Source organism: Agrobacterium sp. 5Ca39, from assembly GCF_055382365.1.
Map to the genome: position 1 here is coordinate 449,741 of NZ_AP026437.1, position 24,561 is coordinate 474,301.

The 24,561-nt window shown below is 58.2% G+C and carries 19 protein-coding genes; 12 read left to right on the forward strand and 7 right to left on the reverse strand.

The window, feature by feature from the left end:
* Positions 1-3: 3 nt before the first annotated feature.
* Together ACZ47E_RS15895 and ACZ47E_RS15900 are read left to right on the forward strand one after the other, a co-directional pair.
* Positions 4-303, forward strand: a complete 300-nt coding sequence (locus ACZ47E_RS15895; RefSeq protein ID WP_035208410.1) for a DUF982 domain-containing protein — start codon at positions 4-6, stop codon at positions 301-303.
* Positions 304-313: 10 nt separating this feature from the next.
* Complete coding sequence (locus ACZ47E_RS15900; RefSeq protein ID WP_035208411.1) at positions 314-589, forward strand: hypothetical protein; 276 nt, start codon at positions 314-316, stop codon at positions 587-589.
* Positions 590-601: 12 nt separating this feature from the next.
* Here ACZ47E_RS15900 and ligD read toward each other — a convergent pair whose 3' ends face one another.
* Together ligD and ACZ47E_RS15910 are read right to left on the reverse strand one after the other, a co-directional pair.
* Positions 602-3,253, reverse strand: a complete 2,652-nt coding sequence (gene ligD, locus ACZ47E_RS15905) for a DNA ligase D (RefSeq protein WP_035208412.1) — start codon at positions 3,251-3,253, stop codon at positions 602-604.
* A gap of 280 nt (positions 3,254-3,533) precedes the next feature.
* Positions 3,534-3,770: a DUF6894 family protein gene (locus ACZ47E_RS15910; protein ID WP_035208414.1), complete on the reverse strand. Its 237-nt coding sequence runs from the start codon at positions 3,768-3,770 to the stop codon at positions 3,534-3,536.
* Positions 3,771-4,054: 284 nt separating this feature from the next.
* On the opposite strand from ACZ47E_RS15910, the gene ACZ47E_RS15915 reads away from it, so the two are divergent.
* The 8 genes from ACZ47E_RS15915 (at position 4,055) to ACZ47E_RS15950 (ending at position 17,634) form a co-directional block, all read left to right on the forward strand.
* Complete coding sequence (locus ACZ47E_RS15915; RefSeq protein WP_113344011.1) at positions 4,055-4,369, forward strand: response regulator; 315 nt, start codon at positions 4,055-4,057, stop codon at positions 4,367-4,369.
* A gap of 545 nt (positions 4,370-4,914) precedes the next feature.
* Positions 4,915-5,112: a hypothetical protein gene (locus tag ACZ47E_RS15920; protein WP_113344006.1), complete on the forward strand. Its 198-nt coding sequence runs from the start codon at positions 4,915-4,917 to the stop codon at positions 5,110-5,112.
* A 352-nt stretch (positions 5,113-5,464) separates the two neighbouring features.
* Complete coding sequence (locus ACZ47E_RS15925) at positions 5,465-6,229, forward strand: ImuA family protein (RefSeq protein WP_060942181.1); 765 nt, start codon at positions 5,465-5,467, stop codon at positions 6,227-6,229.
* Complete coding sequence (locus tag ACZ47E_RS15930) at positions 6,150-7,661, forward strand: Y-family DNA polymerase (protein WP_060942180.1); 1,512 nt, start codon at positions 6,150-6,152, stop codon at positions 7,659-7,661. The genes ACZ47E_RS15925 and ACZ47E_RS15930 overlap by 80 nt, the downstream gene beginning before the upstream one ends.
* Positions 7,658-10,915, forward strand: a complete 3,258-nt coding sequence (locus ACZ47E_RS15935; protein ID WP_060942179.1) for an error-prone DNA polymerase — start codon at positions 7,658-7,660, stop codon at positions 10,913-10,915. The genes ACZ47E_RS15930 and ACZ47E_RS15935 overlap by 4 nt, the downstream gene beginning before the upstream one ends.
* A gap of 934 nt (positions 10,916-11,849) precedes the next feature.
* Complete coding sequence (locus tag ACZ47E_RS15940) at positions 11,850-12,863, forward strand: DUF6551 family protein (RefSeq protein ID WP_278067755.1); 1,014 nt, start codon at positions 11,850-11,852, stop codon at positions 12,861-12,863.
* Between the two features lie 129 nt (positions 12,864-12,992).
* Positions 12,993-16,451: an SbcC/MukB-like Walker B domain-containing protein gene (locus ACZ47E_RS15945; RefSeq protein ID WP_464017012.1), complete on the forward strand. Its 3,459-nt coding sequence runs from the start codon at positions 12,993-12,995 to the stop codon at positions 16,449-16,451.
* A 4-nt stretch (positions 16,452-16,455) separates the two neighbouring features.
* On the forward strand, positions 16,456-17,634 hold the full coding sequence (locus tag ACZ47E_RS15950) for a Wadjet anti-phage system protein JetD domain-containing protein (protein WP_278067757.1): 1,179 nt from the start codon (positions 16,456-16,458) through the stop codon (positions 17,632-17,634).
* Between the two features lie 75 nt (positions 17,635-17,709).
* Here the strand turns inward: ACZ47E_RS15950 and ACZ47E_RS15955 are convergent, their stop codons facing one another.
* The 5 genes from ACZ47E_RS15955 to ACZ47E_RS15975 form a co-directional block, all read right to left on the reverse strand.
* Positions 17,710-18,759, reverse strand: a complete 1,050-nt coding sequence (locus ACZ47E_RS15955) for an ABC transporter ATP-binding protein (protein WP_004438043.1) — start codon at positions 18,757-18,759, stop codon at positions 17,710-17,712.
* The gene (locus tag ACZ47E_RS15960) at positions 18,759-19,805 is read right to left on the reverse strand and encodes an NAD(P)-dependent alcohol dehydrogenase (protein ID WP_112555449.1); all 1,047 of its coding nucleotides are present in this window, start codon (positions 19,803-19,805) and stop codon (positions 18,759-18,761) included. The genes ACZ47E_RS15955 and ACZ47E_RS15960 overlap by 1 nt, the downstream gene beginning before the upstream one ends.
* Before the next feature lie 7 nt (positions 19,806-19,812).
* A complete protein-coding gene (locus ACZ47E_RS15965; protein WP_278067758.1) occupies positions 19,813-20,631 on the reverse strand; it encodes a carbohydrate ABC transporter permease in 819 nt (272 codons plus the stop codon).
* Positions 20,628-21,491, reverse strand: a complete 864-nt coding sequence (locus ACZ47E_RS15970) for a carbohydrate ABC transporter permease (RefSeq protein WP_004438055.1) — start codon at positions 21,489-21,491, stop codon at positions 20,628-20,630. The genes ACZ47E_RS15965 and ACZ47E_RS15970 overlap by 4 nt, the downstream gene beginning before the upstream one ends.
* Before the next feature lie 66 nt (positions 21,492-21,557).
* Complete coding sequence (locus tag ACZ47E_RS15975) at positions 21,558-22,808, reverse strand: ABC transporter substrate-binding protein (protein WP_004438056.1); 1,251 nt, start codon at positions 22,806-22,808, stop codon at positions 21,558-21,560.
* Positions 22,809-22,943: 135 nt separating this feature from the next.
* On the opposite strand from ACZ47E_RS15975, the gene ACZ47E_RS15980 reads away from it, so the two are divergent.
* Both ACZ47E_RS15980 and ACZ47E_RS15985 read left to right on the forward strand, forming a co-directional pair.
* Positions 22,944-23,876 (forward strand): AraC family transcriptional regulator, encoded by a 933-nt coding sequence (locus ACZ47E_RS15980; RefSeq protein WP_278067759.1) that lies wholly within the window; start codon positions 22,944-22,946, stop codon positions 23,874-23,876.
* A 152-nt stretch (positions 23,877-24,028) separates the two neighbouring features.
* Positions 24,029-24,559, forward strand: coding sequence for a lipocalin family protein (locus ACZ47E_RS15985; RefSeq protein ID WP_072493660.1), 531 nt, complete (start codon positions 24,029-24,031; stop codon positions 24,557-24,559).
* Positions 24,560-24,561 lie beyond the last annotated feature (2 nt).

Genomic DNA, 24,561 nt, shown 5'->3' on the forward strand with positions numbered 1-24,561 from the left:
GCGATGAAACCCGATATGTTCAAAGAGCCCGTAACCATCCTTATCGGCCTTGGATTCCCGACCGAGGTTCGCAGCGTCATCGACGCTTACCGGCATCTGGCGGAATGGCCGGCATCGATGCGCGATACGGCGCATTCAATGGCGCTGAAGGCCTGCAGCGCGGCATTGCGCGGTGAGATCGAAGCGGACACCGCCAGGGGCCTGTTTGCAGCCTTTGCCGCCAAACACGATTTGCTGGCCCCGGACGTTGATGTCATCTCCGCGTCCCGTCAATCGCACGACAAGGATCCGCACGTTCGCTGAGGAAGCCGACATGCATGAGAATCCGCAGCTTGCCGCGAGCGATATCGCCCTGATGGGCACGACAATCCTGCTTAAGGGTATGGAAATTGCGCGGCCGATCGATGTGGTGGACGCAACCACGCTTAAGGTCGACGAAAAACGGACCATATTGGCCGCCTGGGCTTCGGACCTCTACACGATCGACTCAAGGCCGGCGTACCGCCATATGCCTGGAACGCCGGAGCCTGTCTCAATCGATGAGGTTCAGGCTGCGCTGAGCGACCTTGACCGGCGCTACGGGTCTTGATCCAGGCCGCTCTCAGGCGGCCTGTTTCATTGACTTCGTCAGCCGCTTGATGGCCTGCTCCAGCGAACGCTGCCCGTCGCAGTAATCCTCCCAGGCGGTTGTCTTCGACAAAAGCGCCGGTACGGTGCGAATGGTGAAGCGTTTCGGATCGAGATCCGCTTTTACCTGCTTCCAGGTCAGTGGCATCGATACTGGCGCGCCTGGCCGGGCGCGCGGTGACAGCGGCGCAACAGCAGTCGCCATTCGGTCATTGCGCAGGTAGTCGAGGAAGATCCGGCCGTTGCGCTGGTTCTTCGACATCTTGATCAGGTAAAGGTCAGGGTTGTCACGTGCCATCTGCAGGCAGACATCGTGTGCGAAGCCTTTCGCCTCCGGCCAGCTCAGCTTCTTTCCCTTCGGTACCGCAAGCGGGGTGACGACGTGAAGGCCCTTGCCGCCGGTGGTCTTGCAGAAGCTGACGAGGCCAAGTTCCTCCAGCCGGTCGCGCATTTCCCGGGCGGCTTCGACCACGGTGGAGAAGGGTACGTCCGGACCCGGATCAAGGTCGAAGACAAGACGACCGGGCACCTCCGGTTCGTTGGGCTCGCAATTCCAGGGATGCAGTTCGACGCCGCCGATCTGGGCGATGGCGGCAAGGCCCTCAACGCGATCAATCTGCAGATAGGGTTTCTTGTCGCCGAACACCTTGACCAGCTCGAGCAGGTTCGACGTTCCCGGCATCGCGTGTCTCTGGAAGAACTGCTCACCACCGATGCCGTCAGGCGTCCGGATGATGGAGCATGGCCGTCCCTTGATATGGTCGATCAGCCATAGACCAACGGCCTCATGAAAGTGCGCGAGATCCTCCTTGGTGACCGGCTCACCGTCATTTGCATCGGGCCAGAGCGGCTTGTCAGGGCTGGAGATCATCACGCCCATCACCTCGGCCTTGGCGTTCTTGCCGCGCGCGGGACTCGATGGCTTTGTCGCGGCCGGCGTCGGAGTATCGGTCTTTCCCGGCGATGCCGGCTTTTCGGCCTCGACCTCCTTCGCCGGCTTGTCTTGGCGCAAACCCTTGAAGGCTGCCTGACGGACAAGTCCGTCCGCGGTCCAGCCGGCGAACTGGATCTCGGCCACCAGTTCGGGCTTGACCCAGACGATGTTGGGTTCCTTTTTCGGAGCGCCTATTCCGGTAAAGGGCGACTTTGAGGTTTCCAGTTCCCGGAGCTTCGGCAGGATTGTATCCACCGTTTTGGCACCATAGCCGGTCCCGACCCGCCCGACATAGACGAAGTGATCGTCCCTGAAGACGCCGACAAGAAGTGAACGAAACTTGCCGTTGGTTTTCGCGTAAGCGCCAATGACAACCTCATGTCCGGCGCGGCATTTGGATTTCGCCCAGGTATCGGTGCGCCCCGACTGATAGGGGGCATCCGCCTGCTTCGAGACAATGCCCTCCAGCGAGAGCTTGCAGGCCGATTTCAATACTGCATCGCCGCCGGTCTCAAAGTGTTCGACGAACCGCAGGCGCGGATCTTCCCCCGCCTCGCTCAGAAGCGCTTCGAGCCTTTTCTTGCGTTCCGTAAGCGGCAGTTGCCTTAGATCCTCACTCCCCTCGCACAGCAGGTCAAAAGCAAAATAGACGAGCGCATCCGTTTTACCTTCTGACAGCGCCGCCTGAAGTGCGGCGAAGTCTGGGGCACCGTTTTCATCGAGTGCACAGATCTCACCGTCGATGATGGCATCAGGCAAGCTTGCGGCCGATGTCGCAATCGCCGGATACTTGGCCGTCCAGTCCAGCCCCTTGCGCGTCTTCAGCGTGACTTCGCCATTTTCAATGCGCGCCTGAATACGGTATCCGTCGAATTTGATCTCGTGGATCCAGCCATCGGCCGAGGGTGGGCGGTCGAGCGTTTCGCAAAGCTGCGGAGGTATGAAATCGGGCATCGCGGACTTCGCTGCTGTCCGCGCTGCCGGGCGCCTTTTCTTCGTATCCGCCGCACGTTTGTCTGCCGCCAGTCCGTGATTGCTGTCCCAGACAGCGTCGGCCTGCACATCGCCGCTCTGCACCATGAACGGTTTTGGTTTCTTTCCTTTACCTGCGGCGATGGCGGCCATGGTTCTGCCCGAGGCAACCGACGTGTTTTTTTCGTCAAGGATGGCGTCGCCGTTTTCTTCGACCGAGAAGTCGTCGCGATGCTTGATCAGCAGCCAGTTCGTCCGCTTGCCACCCTCACGGTCGTTGCGCATCCGCACCAGCACGAAGCTGCCATGCAGCCGCTCTCCTTCAAGGGTAAACTTGAAGTCGCCCTTGGCGAGAGCCTGCTCGGGCGTCCTGTTGCCTTCCGGCTCCCAGTAGCCGCGGTCCCAGAGCATGACCGTGCCGCCGCCATACTGGCCTTTGGGAATCGTGCCTTCGAAGTCACCATAGTCCAGCGGGTGGTCTTCCACCTCCACGGCCAGGCGCTTGTCCTGGGGATAGAGAGACGGTCCCTTGGTCACAGCCCAGGACTTGAAGACGCCGTCGAGTTCGAGGCGCAGGTCATAATGGAGCCGCGTGGCGTCATGTTTCTGGATGACAAAGCGCCTGCGGTTTGAAGCTTTCAGCTTCGTTTTTCCGCTTGGCTCCTGCGTCTTCTGAAAATCGCGTTTCTGCCTGTAGGTCGAAAGCTTGTCGTTGGCCATGGGTATCCCCGGTAAAATCCACCTCCCGCTTCGAAGGAATACGGGATGAGGCACGGGCCGGACATGTGGACGCGCAATCGTCTTTTGGTCGTGCGGGATGAGAAACGGGTTCGTCTTCGTCACCCTGTTACGTCCGGTGCACACAGCCCGCGAACTCAACGGTGAAAAGGCAACGGATTATGGTTTGGTTCCATGCAGGAGGCCACCAAGGCCGGATGGCAGTTCAAGCGGACGACCAGGTCGAGGTGGGCGTTGTCTCGTCATCGCCAGGCAGGAAGGTTCATTCAAACCGGACGACAGATTTCAGGGGGATTTTTGCGACGAGCACGCCGTCGCCTCTGACAACCTCAAACTCTGCACCATCCACGATTTCATCCTTGAGGATTTTTTCCGCCAGCATTTCTCTTGCAGCCTGCGCGGCCTCGATGTACGCGCGCTCGTCACTTGCCAGCATGGTTCCCTCAGTGTCTTCGGAGAGGCCGTCAGCGTCCCGAACGTGGAAGTAATACCGCTGCATGTCTTAGCTACCTGTTTTGTCTCGCAGATTTTTCAACCGCCTTCAAAGAACATGGTTCCATCGGACCCTCTGAAAAGGTATCGTCTCAGCGGGAACCCTCATCGCTATGCGCGGTTTGGCATGAATGCCATGACAGCAGTCGCTAATTGCCAAGCTGCAAGCCATGGATAACACGAGAACCGACCGCGTCTTCCGCTCGCAGGCGGTTCATTGCGCAAACAGAGGATATCTCTATGTTGCGAGCGTTTCGTGGGAAAAAGCTGATCATCGTAGAACAACGCCTTATGCTGACATTTGCGTGCCGTCAGCGGCTGCAGGCAGCAGGGGCCACCGTCCTGGGATCGGTTCGATCGACACGATGCCTGCTCGATGCGTTACTCGAGTGGGATGTTGACGCCGCAATCGTCGACGTGGAGATCGACGATCAGACGTTGCTGAATGTTTCGATTGCACTGGAGAACGCCAATGTGCCATTCGTTTTCGCGAACCGGGCCAAATCGAACGACCGCGGTTACTCTGTGAGCGGCGATAGCGCGGAGCTTCGGGATATAGCCGATGCACTTTTCGGTCCACCCGGAACGTCAACCACTCTTCACTGACCGTCGCTCGACAGTTGGTCGTTCTCGGAACGACGCTCAACGCGTGGGCGAGGACGAGCACTGAATTCTTGTAAAGCGACGCCTCGCAAAGTCGCGAGAAGCTCTACATCGATCCTGGAGTCGTGATCGGCGGCTGGAAAATCCCGGATGATCTCGCCAATCGTTTTTTCAACAAGCCGGCTCTGCACTCGCTCGTCAGCGGTAAAGCGCGCGGCCCAGCGGAAAAGGAGGCGTCGAAGCGGACAGTCGGGGAAATTTGATGGTTTGGGCACGTAGCCGTCCTCCATACGATATAGGCGGGAGCACGTAGTAACCCTGAGGTGCCACCGCCTATGAATTCGGTTGGTGGCAATAAGGAGAGCATAATCCATATCAGACTGGAGATCTACGGTTAATTTTCGCTGGACAGAGTTGTATTTACCCGCTGTGCCATGCACTTTTTTGATCGCGAATGTGGAGCATTCTGATCGAGGCAAGATGTTCTCGTTCAAGCTGTAAAATTGGCAGGATACGAAGATTGGGGAAAGCCGGGGCAGGGGACAGCGGTGGCTGAGGAAAGCAAGTCTAGTTCACCGCGAAAACGCGGTATCTGGCTGTGGCTGCTTTTTGGCGCGCTGGCCGCAGTGGTCACTGCCGGTGTGTTCGCTTACATCGAAATCACCGCAATGATCGAGGATCTGGGCCGCTTGTGGGATGACCTGGTGCAGTTGTTTTGGCTGATTGTTCCTGATGGGCAGAAGTAGGAGCGGGGAGAAATGGCTGACCAGGCTGTCGCTGCTAGAGCGTGTTTGGGGGAGTAGCTCCTTGCATGTCTGCGAAAGAGATTGCTCGGTCAGTTTAGATATCCAAGGTAGCTCGTGGCTATCCTTGTCGGCGGCCACAAAACAAGAACTCCACCGGCTACTTTCTTAAAAAAATCTTTGCTTCCTACGTCGTTGAATCTTCTTAGAATCTTCAGGTTTGCTAATATTGGGATAATATTCCTCAACTTTCTGGTGCTTGACTCTTTTGTAGCGTCGGAACAAACAATGAACAAATAGCCTGTACGACATGATGTCGATCCTTTGAACACGACCTTGAAGGGAGCCGTGAACGATGACCGCTGCGCGCCCAAAGGGGTTGTCCGATGTGATCTGTGACTTGCGTGACCGCATCGCCTCGATGGAGGGCGGCGCGGCGAAGCGGGCCGGAACGCTCGCTTTCGGTGTGCCCGAGATCGATGCGGCCTTGCCTGGCGGGGGTCTTGCTTATGGAGCCCTGCATGAGTTTGCGGGCGGAGGATCCGGTACAGTCGACGGAGCGGCTGCCGCGCTTTTTGTGGCCGGCATTGCCGCGCGAACCAAAGGCCCCATCATCTGGTGTCTGACGCGACCCGACCTGTTCTTTCCGGCGCTTGCCCAGGTCGGTCTCCATCCCGACCGCGTCATCTTCGTCGAGTCCGACAGGGAAGAGGATGTGCTGGCCAACATGGAGGAGGGCCTATCCTTCGGCGGTCTCGGCGCCGTTGTTGGCGAACTTGTCCGCCTGCCGATGGTGAGTTCCCGCCGATTGCAGCTGGCCGCCGAGCGAACCGGGACCATGGCGCTCGGCGTTCGGCGATGGCGGCGGCAGACGGAGGCGAATGATTTTGGCCAGCCGACGGCGTCAACGACGAGATGGCGCGTCAGCGTCATGCCGTCCGAGGCACTGCCGGTCCCGGGGGTGGGCAGGCCTCAGTGGTTTCTGGAATTGATGCGCGTGAAAGCGGGTGAGTGTGCTGAGTTTCTCGTGAGAGCGTGTGATGACAAGGGTCGTATCCATTTATCTTCCGGATCTGCCGACGGATCGAATACGGCGCGCAGATCCCTCCATTCCGCCTGAACAGCCGATCGCCGTGATTGCAAGAAGCGGTTCGAAGCGATGGGTTTCGGCTGCCGACCCGGCTGCCAGAGCGGCAGGCGTGCATGTCGGCATGCCGGCGGCGAAGGCGCAGTCGCTGTTTCGCGGTCTGATGATGGTCGACGCGGATATCGAAGCCGATCGGGTAGCCCTCGAACGCATCACGCTCTGGGCACTGACAATCTATTCACCAATCGTTGCCGTCGACGGGAGCGATGGGATTGTCATGGATACCGAAGGCGCCGACCACCTGCAGGGCGGCGAGCTGCCAATGGTGACAAAGATCGCCAACCAGTTTCTGGGCAGGAAGCTGACTGCCCGCGTGGCGGTCGCCGACAGCTGGGGTGCGGCCCATGCCTGTGCCCGCGCCATCAACCGCGAGAAGATTGTCATTCCGTCAGGCGAGACAGTCCGCGCGGTGGAAAAACTGTCGATATCGCTCCTGCGCCTGCCGGCAAAGATTGTCAGCGATCTCCGCATCCTTGGTTTCCAGACGATCGGTGAGCTTGCCAACACCCCGCGAGCGCCGCTGACGCTCCGCTTCGGACCGGAGGTCGGCCGCCGCCTCGATCAGATGCTCTGTCGTGTCGCCGAGCCGATCGAGCCGATCCGCACGCCTGAGCTGGTCGAGGTTTCGAAAGCCTTGGCTGAACCGATTGGCGCTGCCGAAACGATCAACAAATATGTCGGCCGCCTCGTCGTCCAGCTGGTCGATGAGCTTCACAAGCGCGGCCTTGGGGTGCGCCGTGCCGACCTGATCGTCGAGAAGGTCGACGGTACCAGGCAGGCCATTCGCGCAGGCACCGCCAAGCCTGCCCGGGACATCGCTTGGCTGACGAAACTGTTCAGGGACCGGACCGAAAAGATCGAGCCGGGTTTCGGGATCGAGAAGCTCATCCTTGTTGCCGTTCTGGCCGAGCCATTGGAAGAGGCGCAGAAAGTCTCTGCTCTGGTCGAGGATGACATCACCGATGTGACGCCTCTGATCGACATTTATGGAAACCGTGGACAGAGGGTCTATCGCGTCGCGCCGGTTGCATCCGATGTGCCGGAACGCTCCGTCCAGCGGATCAGTCCGGTTGCTGAACCGATTGCAATTGGCTGGGTGAGCCACTGGCGCCGTCCGGTCCGGCTTTTATCATGCCCCGAACTGATCGAGGCAATCGCTCTGATGCCTGACCGGCCGCCCGTCTCGATCGTGTGGCGCGGCAAGCGCCGTAAGGTCAAACGCGCCGATGGCCCGGAACGCATCTTCGGGGAGTGGTGGCAGCGCGACGCCGAGATGGAGGCGGTGCGCGACTACTTTGTCATCGAGGACGAGGCAGGCGAGCGCCTGTGGGTATTCCGCTCCGGCGACGGCGTCGACCCCGAAACCGGTTCCCATCGCTGGTTCTGCCACGGGATCTTCGCATGAGCTACGCCGAGCTTCAGGTCACGACCCACTTTTCCTTCCTGCGCGGCGCCTCCTCTGCACAGGAATTGTTCGAGACGGCGAAACAGCTCGGCATCGAAGCACTCGGCGTCGTCGACCGCAATTCGCTGGCAGGGATCGTCCGCGCGCTGGAAGCATCCCGCGCCACGGGTCTGCGCCTGGTCGTCGGCTGTCGGCTCGATCTCGCGGATGGCATGTCTGTGCTGGTCTATCCGATGGACCGATCCGCCTATTCACGTTTGACGCGCCTCATCACGTTGGGCAAATCGCGTGGCGGCAAGAACAACTGCATCCTGCACTGGGACGATATCGTCGCTTACTCCGAGGGCATGATCGGCGTTCTGGTGCCGGATCTGCCGGATGATCTTTGCGCGATCCAGCTTCGAAAAATGGCTGAGCTGTTTGGTGATCGCGCTTACGTCTCTCTCTGTCTGCGTCGGCGACCGAACGACCAGTTGCGCCTGCATGAGATTTCCAACATGGCGGCGCGGTTCAAGGTCAGAACCGTCGTCACCAATGATGTGCTGTTTCATGAGCCGGGCCGTCGGCAATTGCAGGACATCGTCACCTGTATCAGGCACAACACCACGATCGACGATGTCGGGTTCGAGCGTGAGCGACACGCGGACCGCTACCTCAAGCCACCGGAGGAAATGGAACGCCTGTTTCCGCGCTACCAGCAAGCCCTGGCGCGAACGATGGAGATCGTTCGTCGCTGCAAGTTCTCGCTCGAAGAGCTCACATACCAGTATCCGGAGGAGGCGATCGTGCCAGGCAAGGATGCCCAGGCCTCGCTCGAGCATTATGTCTGGGAATGTGCGCCCGACCGGTATCCGGAAGGCCTGCCGCCGGATGTTTTAAAGACCGTTCGGCATGAGCTCGATCTCATCCGCGCCATGAAATACGCGCCGTACTTCCTGACGGTGTTTTCGATTGTGCGCTTTGCCAGGAGCCAGGGCATTCTCTGTCAAGGCCGGGGATCGGCGGCCAATAGCGCCGTCTGCTATATTCTCGGCATCACCTCGATCGACCCCTCCACCAATGACCTCCTCTTTGAGCGCTTCGTCAGTCAGGAACGTGACGAGCCGCCGGATATCGATGTCGACTTCGAGCACGAACGGCGCGAGGAGGTCATCCAGTGGATCTACAAGACCTATACCAAGGACAAGGCGGCACTCTGCGCAACGGTCGCAAGGTACCGGGCCAAGGGCGCAATCCGCGATGTCGGCAAGGCGCTTGGCCTGCCTGAAGATGTCATCAAGGCGCTGTCGTCAGGCATGTGGTCCTGGTCGGAAGAAGTACCCGACAGAAACATCAGGGAGCTCAATCTCAACCCGGACGACCGGCGCTTAGCGCTCACCCTGAAACTCGCGCAGCAGCTGATGGGCGCCCCGCGTCATCTCGGTCAGCATCCGGGTGGCTTCGTTCTCACCCATGACCGGCTGGACGATCTCGTGCCGATCGAGCCGGCGACGATGAAAGACCGGCAGATCATCGAATGGGACAAGGACGACGTCGAGGCACTGAAATTCATGAAGGTTGATGTGCTGGCACTCGGCATGTTGACCTGCATGGCCAAGGCCTTCGATCTGATCCGCGAACACAAGGGTGAGGATCTCGATCTGTCGAAGATCGAGCAGGAGGATGCTGCCACCTATGCGATGATCCGCAAGGCAGACACGCTCGGCACTTTCCAGATCGAAAGCCGCGCGCAGATGGCGATGCTGCCGCGGTTAAAACCGCGCACCTTCTACGATCTCGTCGTGCAGGTTGCGATCGTGCGCCCCGGCCCAATCCAGGGTGACATGGTGCATCCCTATCTCCGTCGTCGCGAAGGCAAGGAGCCCGTCGAGTATCCGACACCCGAGTTGGAGGCGGTGCTCGGCAAGACGCTGGGCGTGCCGCTGTTTCAAGAGTCAGCGATGCGCGTCGCCATGGTCTGTGCCGGCTTTACCGGTGGTGAGGCCGACCAGCTGCGCAAATCCATGGCGACCTTCAAGTTCACCGGCGGCGTCTCGCGCTTCAAGGACAAGCTGGTTTCGGGGATGGTGAAAAATGGTTATTCGCCAGAGTTTGCCGAAAAGACCTTTTCGCAGTTGGAAGGCTTTGGCTCATACGGCTTTCCGGAAAGCCATGCGGCCTCTTTTGCGCTGATTGCCTACGCTTCGAACTACATCAAGTGCCATTACCCCGACGTGTTTTGTGCAGCCCTTCTCAACAGCCAGCCTATGGGATTTTATGCTCCGGCCCAGATTGTAGGTGACGCGATCAAGCATGACGTCGAGGTGAGGCCGGTTTGCGTCAACCGCTCGCGATGGGACTGCACGCTGGAAAGGATTGGAGGCAGCGATCGTCATGCTGTGCGCCTCGGGTTTCGGCAGGTGAAAGGGCTGACTGTCGCGGACGCCGCCCGGATCGTTGCAGCGCGCATGAACAACCCGTTCGCTTCAGTCGATGACATGTGGCGCCGGTCCAGCGTGCCGACCGAAGCGCTTGTTCAACTGGCAGAGGCCGACGCCTTTCTGCCATCGCTGAAACTCGAACGACGCGATGCGCTTTGGGCAATCAAGGCGCTGCGCGACGAGCCCTTACCGTTGTTCGCAGCCGCAGCCGAACGCGAGGCGACGGCAATTGCGGAGCAGCAGGAGCCAGAGGTGGCGCTTCGGCAAATGACGGACGGCCACAACGTCATCGAGGACTACAGCCACATCGGGCTGACTTTGCGCCAGCATCCGGTCGCCTTTCTGCGCAAGGACCTGTCGGCGCGCAATATCATCACCTGTGCCGGGGCGATGAATGCCCGGGATGGCCGATGGGTTTACACCGCTGGACTCGTGTTGGTGCGGCAGAAGCCGGGATCCGCCAAAGGTGTCATGTTCATCACCATCGAGGACGAGACGGGTCCTGCCAACGTCGTCGTCTGGCCAACCCTGTTCGAGAAGCGCCGACGCATCGTGCTGGGATCCTCGATGATGGCGATCAATGGGCGCATTCAGCGGGAAGGGGAGGTCGTCCATCTCGTCGCGCAGCAACTCTTTGACCTATCAGGCGATCTCGTTGGGCTAGCTGATCGGGACACGGAGTTCAGGCTGCCGACGGGGAGAGGCGACGAATTTGCCCACGGGGGCGGCGGGCCGGATTCACGCGATCGGCCGAAGCCCGTTGTCCCGCGCGACATGTTCACACCGGACCTTCATATCGATACGCTGAAAGTGAAGAGCCGGAATTTTCAGTAAGTTGTTGTTCGTATATGGGTTGTCGAAGGTTCGTGCCGATTCAAGGCTGGTAAATTTACAAGTCTCCATGCATTCAGGCCCCCGCAACCAAAATTACGATACAGTGTCCCAGAATAGCCCAAAGCTACGAGCCAGCGCGCTAAACAGCTACGATCAAACAGGCTAATCCTCGGCATAAAACACTAAATCCAAATCAACAGGTGCAAAACGGTGGGCTGCGCGCCCTATGACGGATATTGGCCTGATAGCCATTCCGTCGATCGCCGCCGGTGTCGTGATCGGGAAATCAGGCTTCTCGCTACCGCCCATGGTTTGCCGGGGAACCGCTGAGATGGGTTGGCGGAGCATGATCGAGGGGCATAGGCCCGCGCCATGGCATAGCGAAAGCGGAAGGGCGGCGGACGTCCTAAAAGCTCCCGCAGCTTGTCGCGCTCGTCATGCCTGTAGCAGCCCCCAAATCCCCGGACACGATCTCCCACTTGTTAAGTGTTAGGAGTAATGTGCCCATTATAACCAGTCACATATCGAAGATAGAAGTGCTTTCCGGCTCGGAACGCTGCAGTCGCCGGTCGATAGCGGAGGAGCTCGCGATAGTGCAGGAGATCTATGAGTCTGACGTCACGGCCAGTATCGTTGCCCAACGGCGTGGCATTCTGGCGAACCAGTTGATGACCTGCAGTTCGAGGGAATAGTCGGAACGATCAACGTCATTCCCGGAACGGCTCGCAGCACTTTCGGCTTCCCGCCAGTGCGGCAGCCATTGAATAAAACCATGAAATTATAATAGCTGCTCGCCAACCTTTGCCGCGCAACTCAATTGTTCCGGCATCTATTTCAATTTTCCCAACTGCTCGTTCGTTCTCGTTAGTGAAACATACCGCCCATAACCTGCGGCGTCGTGCGCATAGGGCCGCGACATTTCAGGAGAACGATCATGACGCAACAGCAATCAATACCGCTGGCGGAGAGCATTCGTACATGGCTTAACGATGGTTCCGCGATGCCGCCCTGGGTTTGCGATCGAGTAACGCAAGACAAGTCACCCAACGGATCGTTCCTGATCCCGACACCTCTCGGCACAACCCGCGTCCACGCTGGCCATGTTGTCATCGAACATGGTGGCAAGTTGTGGTGCCGCGAACCGGAGGAAGTTCCTGAACTTCTGGCCGGCTTCACTGCCAAAATCGCTCCGGAAATCACGGCGATCGGCCCAGGGAAATCTGCCCAGTTTGGCACGAAAAGTAAAACCCGTTCCGGGGAAAAGCGCGGAAGCGAACGGAAGATAGCCTTTGGCGTGCCGCGTGGCACCATGCCAAGTATTGAGTGGGTGCATGTTGCGGAACTGACGGTTGACAGCTCTTATCAGCGATCTATCGACAACGACGGATCGCGCCGTCTTATCGCTAGTATCGCCGCAAACTTCGATTGGCGGCTTTGTGCACCTCTGGTCGTATCGCGGCGGCCTGACGGTTCAAGGGTAATCATCGACGGACAGCATCGTTGGGCTGCAGCCGTGCGCCGGGGCGATTTACTACAGTTGCCTTGCTGCCTTTTCACCTACGGCAGTCCAGAAGATGAGGCGCGCATGTTCATTGTTGCGAACAGGGCGCGTAAGGCGATGAACCGTATGGATGACTTCCACGCGGCCCTTGCTGCCGGCGATGAGGATGCTCTGGATATTCGACGTCTAGTGTCTGAGACAGGATTGGCTATCGCCCGAAGCACTTCGTCAACTGCATGGAAGCCGGGAGATGTCACTTTTACGTCATCGATTGCCACCGCGCTTCGCAGACATGGTGACGCAGTTGTTTCGGCTGCTCTGACCTGCATGGCTGAAGCATATAACGGGGAACCACTTACATATGGTGCTTCGGTCTTCGGGGCGCTCGTGCGCATCTACGCCAATCCCCCGAGGGTTTTGATCCCGACGAACTCGTACCAACACTAAAGCGGTTTCCCATGGTGGAACTAGGCGAGATGGTCCGGGATCAAAAGGGAGGTAATGCTCGTGCGGTCGCATTGTCAGAAGCCATCCTCGAAGCGACATGAATGGTTCCCCTATTGAGGACAGTGCGACATGATGGAATTGCGGCGGCTGACATTGGTCAACTGGCATCTGTTTGCGGTGGAGGACATCGAAGTTCGTGGGAATTTCGGTATTCTCGGCGAAAACCGATCGGGAAAATCCACGATCCTCGATATGGTGCAGGTCGTAATGTCGGGTGCAAGTCGACAGTATCTCCGATTGAATGCCGTGGCAGGGGATAGCGGGAAGGGGCGCTCGTCGTCGAAACGCTCTGTCCTTAGCTATTGCCTTGGAACTTTGGGCGATGGAGATGTCCAACGCGCGGAAAGCTTAACCTATATTGCGCTCGGTTTCGAGGACACGGAGAATAAGCGACCCCCAGTGACCATCGGTCTGGCGATTGAAGCACGCAGAACGGACACATCGGAGACGATACTCGGACGGTTTGTCTGCACGGGTAAGTTGATGACGACCGCGGATTTCACAGAAGCTCGGGCCGATGGTATCTATGAAGCTCAATGGGACGACGTCAAAACGCGGATAATTGCGTCTGTTGGGGCGGATAATTTCATCAATCATCGCGATAGGGCCATCGACTTCGTTCGTGAATACATGCGGCGGCTTGTTCCCAGTCTTCCCCATGCTGAGCAAAACGCTTCTGCGTTGCTGAAGGCAATCGTCAATGCGATGACGCTCAATCAGGGATATTCCGCGACGGAATTCGTCCGTCGTTTCATTCTCGAAGACAATCCGATCAAGATCGGCGAGTTGCGTAGTTCCATTGAAACCTATCGCGGTGTCAGCGCGACCATTGTCACCCTGCGCGAGAAGCTGGAAGCTCTCAAGGAGATCAGGGTTCAGATTGCCGCTTTCGAAGAAAGTCTGCATCAAAAGGCGTTGGCGGAATGGCTCGATCGCCGGGGGCGCTGGCTCGCATCCCGTGCTGAAAATCGGGCAATCAAGGTGCAAATTGCCGAAGCCAAGCGCTTTATCGAAGCGGAACAAGAGGATCGGAGTATTGCCCTTGAGGGAATTGCTGAAGCAAAGAGCGAAATCGAGCGGTTGATTAAATCAATTGCTGCCTACGCGGCCAAATCGGGACGCGATTATTGGCAGGAAGCGCTGAAGACCAGCGCAGCTGAGAGCGACCGGCTGGTAAAAGACGTTGAGAGACGACGTAAGTCCGCCGGTGATCTTGCGGAGCTGATGCCCGAGTTTGATGATGGGGGCATCATCGGCGCCTATTGGACATCGGTCGCGCGGCGCGAGGCAGATCGGAGCGATTTGCGACATGTCGAGCAGGCGCTGAGGGCAAACGCCTCCAGCGTCGTTGCGAAGGTCGAGAAACGCCGTCGTGACCTTGCTGCGCAAATTGTCCAGTTGGAGAAGGATATAACCGATCTTCGGAAGGCGCTGGAGCAGTCGGGTCAGCCAGGGTCTGCTACGTATCTCTCTGCGGAAACGAAGTTGCTTATACGCCGGCTCGAAAGCCGTGGCATGGATGCCCGCCCTCTGTGCGATCTGCTCGAAGTCAAGGACCCCAGCTGGATCGCAGCCGCTGAAGCGTTGCTAGGTCGCGACCGCGAGGCTGTCTTCGTGGAGCGCGACAGGATTCAGGATGCCACCGCGCTGTTTCGTGAGGGGCGGCGAGAATTCCGAGGTGCATCTCTGGTCAGCCTGAACAAGCTTGCAGAGTTTCGCGATAGTCCGCAAGCGGGAACGTTTGCGGCCCTGTTCAGGACGGATGATGCCGACGCTCGTGCGTTTCTTCAGCGTCGATATGGCAATGTCCGCCTTGCCCTCACACTGGGTGAATTCAACCAGCCCGGTCGGGCATTGATGCAGGATGGCCTTTATGACGATGGGCTTGTCCGCAGCCATAGATCTATCAATGTTCGCGACCATAAAATTGGGAAAGCGGCACAGGCGGATCATCTGCGTAATTTGCAGGATGATTTTATACAGAAGGGCGAAAGCCTCTCGGCATTACAGCAAGAAGACAGGCTTATAGCCCGTGCGCTTGCCGCGCTTGAACCCTTCTCGCGTCACGAGACTGACTGGCTGGCGGATATGCTGGACAGGTGCGACGACTACTTGGCAAGGACCAAAGACGCACAAATGCGTATCGATGCCATTGACGCTGCAGGCGACGACGGGTTGCAGAACCGGCTTCTCGCACAGAAAGGGTTTCTGGAACGCAAGGAGGCTGAACTAAGGGCTATTGATGCGCGCATCAGCAAATATCTCGTTGATGCACAGAGCAGTGAGCGTGCGTTGACAAGTGCGACTGGAACAGAAGGATCTAATACGAGCCTGAAAGTCGCACGATCCCAATATCGTGCGCAACGCAAGCTATACAGCTATTTGGAAGGTCGTACTGCCTATCGGGAAAAATTGGCGCCGCTGAGAAAATCTCGATCTGAAGGTTCTTTCCGCGTCGGTCAAATGGAGCGCGACGAGGCAGCGGCACATCGTAAATTGGGTCAGCAGGCTGAAGACGCGACCAAACGGGCGGCGGAGCGCAATCGTGTCGCCGAACTCCAAACCCGCAGCGCGCTGCACGTCTATTTCAACAACCCTAAATTTGGCGTGAGTTCGAAAGTCGGCCCGGAGAGTCCGTTATTAACCGATATCAAACCCTGGATGGATGTTCTGATCGAAGATATCGAAAGCAATGAGTTGCGGCGCTATGAAGACAAGGCTCGCGAAGCATCGGAACGTGCCTCCATCCTGTTTCGCGGGGAGTTTGTCAACGCGCTCAATACCCGGGTCTCGAAGATGGAGCGAGATATCGAATCCCTCAATCGTAGCCTAAAAGGGCATCCGTTTCATCATGAAACCTATTCTTTTCATCGGTCGGCGGAGGCCGAATTTCAACCAATCCTGAAAATCATTGAGATCAGCAGGATGTCTGACGACGCCCTCGATGCCCTGTTCAAGCCCAATGTCCCCGACGACTTTCCCTACAAGGACACCATCAATGCGGTTCAGCAATTGCTGGAGGACCCGGACAAGGACGTGTCGGCCTTTGAAGATTACAGGAATTTTTATACGTTCGAAATCCACATGGAGGATATTCGGACCAAAGCCAAAACCCGCTGGGAGACCCGGCGCAACACGGGTTCGGGCGCCGAGCAACAAGTCCCTCTGTATGTCGCCATCGGCGCTTCGTTGGCCTCTATATACGGAAGCTCTAAATCTCATGTCGGTGTAAAAGGCATGTCTCCGGCTTTGTTCGATGAGGCGTTCTCGAAAATGGATGGCAAGAACCAGCGCGCCATGATGTCGTTTTATGACGAACTCGGCTTGCAAGTGGCGATTGCCGCTCCTTTGGAGAAAAAGGTCGCCATCAGCGGTTATATGCACACTTTGGTTGAAATCGACCGGATCGACGACCAATCGTCAGCGGATGTCGTCTACATTGGGCAACTTGCCCGTGACGAACTTCTCGCCATGAATCCAGAGACGTGGAGCGACGAGGAGGCCGCTCGGCGAATGGCGGCGGAATAGATCAATGGCTCGCAAATTCCACAATGCGGAAAACCTGCTCCATGATTTGCTCGATCGTTTTGAAACCGGTACGGCTCATCCGATTGGTTACCCTGACTATAATGGATTTGCCGATGTCACGGCAAACGATGCTTTCGTGAAGTCGATCGCCGAGGCTAAGCGCATCGGTAGCGTTGAGATCGTCTACGGCAAAGGGCGAAGACATGCAGAGTTGAGGCATGTCAGGCTAGTCGACGCAGGGCTGTTGTATAAATATCTTGGCCGGACGCCAGCGCGTCAGGCCGCGGTTGGTGTGGGCGAGACCATGCTCAAGGATCTGGATATTCATCCGAAGCTCCGTGACACGGCGCTATCTGCCATCGAGGCATGGTCGAGAAACCGGACATGGGCTCATCTCGGTATCGACGATGCTGCTTCCATGCGGACAGCCATAATCCTGGCACAGGCCATCGTGGACGGATCTCATCACGGGCTGGATTACCGTACGTTTTCGCGGCGAACTGTGGCAAACAGCAAAGCACTTGAGAAGCTTGAGGCGGCCGTCCTGCGCTTGATCGCGGAGGTTGTCGATGTGCCGCTCTCAAGTGGCGCGCGTGCCGCCTTTGCGGCTCTTGGTCTCGAACGTTTTGGCCCGCCACTGCTCCTGTCTGGCGAGTTTTTGTTAGATCTGCATCCCGTTCAGCCGTCTCTTCCCTATCTTGGCATCCCACCAACCGCGATGATGCGAATAAGTTTCGATAAATCACCGGCCTACGTTCTTACGATCGAGAATTTTGCGAGCTTTAACAGGCATGTTCTGGAGGCAGATCCAGATAGGTCAGGATTGGTGCTCTACGTGGGCGGATACCCGTCGCTCGCGACACAAAAGGCGCTTGCCGAACTGGCATCCGCTCTGCCGGAGAGTGTTCCGTTTTTTCATTGGTCGGACATAGATCCGGACGGTACCTGGATTTTCCGAACAATTGAGCGGGCGCTGGGCCGCCGTTTGCATCCACACCTTATGTCGCGTGAACTCGCGGAAGAGTTCGGAGACGTCGCCTGCGGGGTTTCCAGGTTACGGCCGAGTGAAACATCTACTTCATTGATATCCGATCTTGTGAGCTATTTCTCGGAACCGGGTTCAAAAGTCATGGAACAGGAGCAGATCGACCCGCAAATCCCAAGGTGGGGCGAAGCCGATTGATTTTTCAGTGATCAATATTTTACACAGGCGGTCCATTGCGCGGCACGCCGCCATCCTGGGCCAGTCTCACCACGGTTAATTCAGTCTCAGGCCCGATCCGGGATCAAAGACGTGAATATCAGAAGAGGCGACTTCGACTCCGATTATTTCGCCAATTGCTGGTCGTATCTCGGCGGGCACGGAAATGTTGATCTCGTGGCGATCATTCTTGAGGCAGATAAGGCGTGTCTCGCCGTGGAACTCATTGCGCTCAACGGTTCCACGAAACGCCTTGGCATCGTGGTTCAAGCGGAATGATCCCGGCCTGATCCCGACGGTGACCTCACCGGAGCGTAGACCAGCAGGGGCTGCAAACTTCACGAGATCGTCGCCGACGCCCTCCGGCGTCATCTGCAATTGCAGGAAATTCATGTTCGGAGTGCCGATGAAGCCTGCGGCAAAGATGGTTCGGGGTGTCTGGTAAATCTCTTCAGGCGTGCCCATCTGCTCGATCCGTCCGTCTTTCATGAGGACGATACGATCGGCAAGCGTCATGGCTTCGAGCTGGTCATGAGTGACGTAGATGCTCGTCGTTTTCAGGTCCCTGTGGAGCCGTGCGATCTCAACACGCAGACTGCCCCGGAGCTTGGCGTCGAGGTTCGAAAGCGGCTCGTCGAAGAGAAAAACTTCCGGCGTCTTGATCATGGCGCGGGCAATCGCCACACGCTGTTGCTGTCCGCCCGACAGTTCCGTGGGCTTGCGCGCAAGGTAGACGCCAAGTCCCAGCGCATCGACCACGGGTGCAAGACGCTGATCGATTGCAGACTTTCCAATACCGGCCCTCTCGAGCCCGAAGGTGATGTTGTCCCGTACGCTCATATGAGGGTACAGCGCATAATTCTGAAACACCATGGCGATGCCCCGGTCGCCGGGGTCGCGGTCGTTCATCCGCTCGCCGCCGATGAGAAGATCTCCGCCGGAAATTTCCTCAAGCCCGGCAATCATTCGCAGCATGGTGGATTTCCCGCAGCCTGACGGTCCGAGAAAGACGACGAATTCGTGGTTATCGATCTTGAGGTCAAAATCCCGCATGACCTCCAGCGAACCATAGACTTTCCGGATTCCCCGGCATTCGACGGTGGCCATCAATGCGTCTCCCCATTCATCACGATCTGCAGCTTCACATCTTCCGGCCGGCCTTCGGCCGCCCTCTCGAAAGCGGCAATCGATTGATCGAAGGCATAGGTGCCGGAGACCAATGGTTTCAGGTCAACCTTGCCGGCGGCAATCAGCGCCAAAGCGCGATCGAATACGTTGGCGTAGCGGAAAACCGTCTCGATACGGCATTCGCGGAAGCAGGCTGCTGCAAGGTCCACGGCGACGGGTTCCGGCGGCAGGCCGACGATAACAACCGTTCCGCCTGGGCGGACGACCTTGAAGAGATCCCGGACCGCAGCCGGCGCGCCCGAGCATTCGAAGACTATGTCCGCTCCCCAACCTTCGGTTTCCTCATTGACCGTCTGAACGAGATCAACCTCCTTCAGGTTGACACCGGTTATGCCACCATAGCTTTCGGCAAGTTTGAGCTTGGTCGCGGAAATGTCCGAAATGAACACCCGAGAGCAGCCACCGGCCAGAGCGGCGAGCGCCACCATGATGCCGATCGTCCCGCAGCCGGTAACGACCGCGGTATCGCCAGGCGTGATGTTGGCCCGGGCGGCCGCCTGCATGCCCACGGCAAATGGTTCGACCATCGCCCCTTCGGCAAAGGAGACATTGTCCGGCAGCTTGTAGGTGAAACTCGCCGGATGAACCGTTTCGGGGCAAAGCACACCGTGCACCGGTGGCGTCGCCCAGAAGGTGACAGCGGGATCAACATTGTAGAGGCCGAGCCGCGACGCGCGAGATTTCGGATCGGGAATGCCGGGCTCCATGCAGACGCGGTCGCCGGGCTTCAAATGCGTTACGTTCGCTCCGGTCTCGATGACAGTCCCCGCGGCCTCGTGGCCGAGCACCATTGGCTCATTGACGACGAAGTCACCGATGCGCCCGTGCGTATAATAATGCACGTCGCTGCCGCAGACACCGACGGTATGCAGACGAATGCGAACGTCATCCGGCCCCAATTGCTGAGAAATTTCGATGTCGCGCAGGGAAAGTTCGCCGACACGTTCGAGGACAAGTGCTTTCATGGGTCAGTCAACCTTGATCAGTTATCTTGGAAAATGCGGCATTGAGGCCACCTGCAAGCACGCCGAGCAGGATCAGTGGCGGCAGCGACAAGAGGACGACGGCGGCGTTGAGGATGCCCCACGGCACGTTCATGCCGAGCTGCGACATTTCGGACGCGATGATCGGCAGGGTTTTCGCCTTCGAGGTCGTGAGCATCATGGCAAGCAGGAACTCGTTCCATACAAGAACGAATGAGAAGGCGACCGCGCCAAAGACCTGGAAACGGGCAATTGGCAGGGCGATGCGGAAGAACGTCGCATAGGGACCAAGTCCATCCACCCGGGCAGCCTCTTCAACGTGTAGGCTGACGCGCTCAAAAGCCGGCACGGAAAGCCATATGGTTATTGAAGCAGTGACGATGAGATAGGTCACGATCAGCGACAGTCTCGTGTCGTAGAGATCAAGACCAAGCCAGATGACCAGCATGGGAATGGCGATTGCGACGGGCGGCAGGAAACGGAGCGACAGGACAAAAAACTGCGCTTCCGCCGTGATCCTGTTCTTGAATCGGGCAATCACATAGGCGGCGGGCACACCGAGTACTGCGCCGAGGACGACCGCACTCGAGCAGATGATCAACGAGTTGGTGAGCGCGCGCGCGACCGAACGGCGATTGAGCACATAGCTCATATTGTCGAGGACAGGCTGGAAGACGAGTTTAGGCGTCGATACCAGCAGGTCGGCATTGGTCTTGAAAGCGTTGAGCAGGGTCCAAAGCAGCGGCAGCACGACAAGTGCGGCGGCCAGAACCAGCAACACCCTGAGGAAGAAAGTGGAGACTTTCATCGGTTCAGCCTCTTCCACGTAAAGGTAAAGGTGACAATGGTCAGGACCATCATGATGACAGCCATGGAGGAGGCGTACGAAATCTTGCCGGCTTCGATGAAGCCCTGCGAATAGGCGTACATGTCCAGCGTCTCGGTAGAGATGCCGGGACCACCGCGCGTCATGACGTAAACGAGATCGAAGGAACGCAGGCTCTCGATAGCCTTGACGAGGAGCAGGCTGATCAAGGGCGCTTTCAGCATCGGAAGCGTTACAAAACGATGGATTTCGAAGCGGCTCGCGCGATCGATACGTGCGGCTTCCAGCGGCTGCGGCGGCAGGGATTCCAGAAGCTTCAGGATGATGACTGCAAAGAACAAACCCCACTGCCAGACATCAACGAAGGCAACGGCAAGAAGGGCGCCGAGGGGTGTCGACAGAATATCGGGCGTAATGCCGGTGAGTTCCCTGACCGGCCAGGTCAAGGCGCCGTAGAGCGGATGAAAGGCGAATTTCCAGACGAAAGCGGCGCAAACCCGTGGCAAAAGAACGGGAATGATGAAAAGCACGCAGAGAACGTTTCGTACGCGAGGGCTTGCGGCCTCGAACATCGCAATCCCGAGAGCAAGCCCGGTCACCATGGTCATTGAGACGCTGATGACCTCCCACTTGAAGGACACCCAAAGCGCGTTCAGAAAACGTGCATCTGAAAACAGCGCGGCATAATTGGCAAACCAGACGTAGTCCGCGTCGGGCGCAGACAGCGTGCGGTTTTGCAGGGAGATGTTGATGGCGTAGACCGTCGGCACGAGCGCCAGAACGATCAGGATGCTGAGAGTGGGTCCAAGAAAGACGTAAGGCAGCGAGCGGCCGCGGCGCATGGCAGATCCTCGGGTGGGGAAAGGGGGCGCGTCACTGGACGCGCCCTTCAGACGGCTTGGGAGGCGTCAGAGTTTGGCGGCGAAAGCTTCGAGTTCGTTGAGCGTCGCCTTGATATCGGTGCGGCTGCCGGTGATCAGCTCTTCGAGCATGATGCCCCACTGGTTGCCCAGTTCCTGCCAGCGCGCATCCTGCCAGAAGGTCACGGTGGTCTTTTCACCGGTCGCAGCCATGGCGTCGGCAAGGTTCTGGCCGAAGGTCTTGGCATATTCCGGGCTCTGGTAGGTGCTGGTGCGCGTCAGTTCGCCCGGCTGGCCGGCGGCGAGGCGGCGTGCTTCCTGTTCCTTGGATGTCGCCCAGGCAACGAAGAGACCGGCGCAGGCCTTCTCCTCGTCAGTCTTGTTGGCCTTGGAAGCAATCGCAAAACCATGGGCGTAACCGGCGCCGGGCAGCGGCGACGGCGGAACCGAGAATGCCACCTTGTCCGCAACCTGGCTCTGGGCCTTATCGACGGACATGCCGCCAAGAGGTGCGGATTCGATGATGATCGCCACCTTGCCGGAGCGGAAAGCGCCGGTGGACTCGTCCCAGGAGCCGGTCTGCGTGCCCGGTGCGGAATATTTGAAGAGCTCGAGATAGGTCTCGGTCGCCTTTACGGCCGCATCGGAATTGAAGGCAGGCTTGCCATCCTTGAACCACTCGCCGCCATTTGCCTTGAAGAAGGGCATCCAGCGCCAGACATTGGCGCCTGAACCGCGCTGACCGCGCAGCGCAGTGCCGTAGACGCCATTGGCCGGGTCATGCAGCTTCTTCACGGCGGCAAAATATTCGTCCCATGTCTTTGGCGGGGCAATGCCCGCCTTTTCCAGAAGGTCGGTGCGATAGACCATCAGGTCGCCGCCGCCCTGTACCGGTGCAAACCACTCCTTGCCGTCGTAGGTCGCAGCGGCGCGCATGCCGGCGTCGAAGTCCTTGTAGTCGTATTCTGCCGGGTAAAAGCCTTCGAGCGGAACGATCCACTTTGACGAGGCAAAAAGCGCCAGATTGGCTTCGTCAACGTAATAGACGTTGAAGCTACCGACTGTCGAGGCGTCGGCCTGCGACTTTGCGCGGCGATCATTCTCGTTGAGATAGCTGATCTCGAAGCCTGCGCCAGATAGTTCTTCGAACTCATCGACATATTTTTCGAGAAGGGTCAGTCCGTCGCGCGGCTGTGCCAGAACACGCACGTCGCTCGTGCATTGTGCGGCGGCAAACGCGCTGGACGCGGCAAATAGGGCAACAACCGCGCAGCCTGCGCGGAGAGCATTGAGTGTCATGATGTCCTCCCTTGGTGGCAACTCCCGTGCCATCGACGCGTCCAGATTTGCGCAAGCGACGGGCGCAAACTAGTTGGCGTCAGTCACAGAACTGGTATTATCTTGACATTTGTACGCCATAACATGAGCAGATGAATGCGTATTGCATCAGACTTTCCTCAATCAGCATCTGAGACCTTCACCGCTACGCGCGAGCAGATCGTCTTGCCCCGAGGCGCTTCCTATCTGATCCGCCGGGACGACTATCCCAACCCGATCTGCATCTGGAACTATCATCCCGAATGGGAAATTCACTTCATACCTGATGCTACCGGCTTCGCTTATGTGGGAGACTACATCGGTTCGTTCCGTCCGGGGCATCTGGTGCTCACGGGGACAAACCTTCCCCATAACTGGATTACACCGGGCGCGCCGGCCTTGCCCGGCCGTGACATGGTCCTGCAGTTCGACGCGGATGCCTTGATTGGCGTCCGCTCGGTCTGTCCGGAGTTTGACGTGCTCTACCGACTGAAACCCCTGGCGCAACGCGGGATCGAGGTTCTGGGGGAAGACGCGTTCACTATCGGGGCGAAGATCCTCAGGCTGCATTCGGCAGGACACCGCGGCGGACTGGGCCTTTTTCTGGAAATCCTCGAGGATATCGAAACAGCCGCCGAGAAGCGGCTGCTCGCCAGCGAACACTTCATATCCGTTTATAATCAGGTGTCTGACCGCAGACATCGCAGGATCGATCAGGCGATCCAGATACTGCAATCGAATCCTGCCGCGCAAATGCGGGAAGTGGCAGAACTGGTCGGCTTCGAGCCCTCCGCATTTTCGCGTGCCTTCCGGCGCCTGACCGGCATGAACTTCTCCGACTATAGCCGTTCGGTGCGTGTGTGGCGCGCGAGAACCCTGCTTGCGGAGACCGAGACATCGATTACGGATGTCTGTTTCGAGGCGGGCTTCAACAACCTGTCGAACTTCAATCGCTACTTTCGGATGGAGATGGGGCTTACACCTCGAGCCTACAGAAAGGCCGCTCGCATCAGGGCGAAATCCGTTATCGCAGGACCATCAGCGAAATAGGGTTTGCCGATGGCCTGAACGGGCCTGCGTGTGCAACGCTTTCTGACGCGGATGCGTTCTATGCCGCCAGCGTTCGTCGTTCATCGCTGTGGGGTATGCCGCAAAGGCGGGCGGATACCTGGACCTATGGGCGCCATCAAGAGGAGGAGTTCATGCACACAGGCGTCAAGCAGCTGATCGGAGCGCTAACGCTTGCGGTTGCGCTATCGGCGCAATCCGCTTCCGCCGCCAGCCCAAAGCCGGTGCCGGTTGGGAGCGATCATTACCGCGGCAAGTGGCTTGAGATTGGCCGTATGCCGATGCTGCTCACGGACGGCTGCGTCGCCGGCTATTCGACATACCGGCAGGGCAGGGCTGCAAACGAGGTTCTGGTGGAAGACGGCTGCCGGGTCGACACTCCGCAGGGCCGGCTGAAAACCATCAGGGGCGTCGGCAAGATAGAGGACTTCGGTTCTGCGAATGCAAAGATGCGGGTTCGCTATCCTCTCCTCATCACTTTCAACTATTGGGTCCTGTATAAATCCCCGGACAAATCGTGGTTCATCAGCGCCAATCCCTCCACGGATGACGTGTGGATCTACGCCAGAAGCGTTCCCTCCAAAAGCAAACTTCAAAGAATGATCGCAGAAACGCGCAAGCTGGGTTACGACGTCAACAAGCTTGAGTTTCCAGCTCAGCGCTAAAG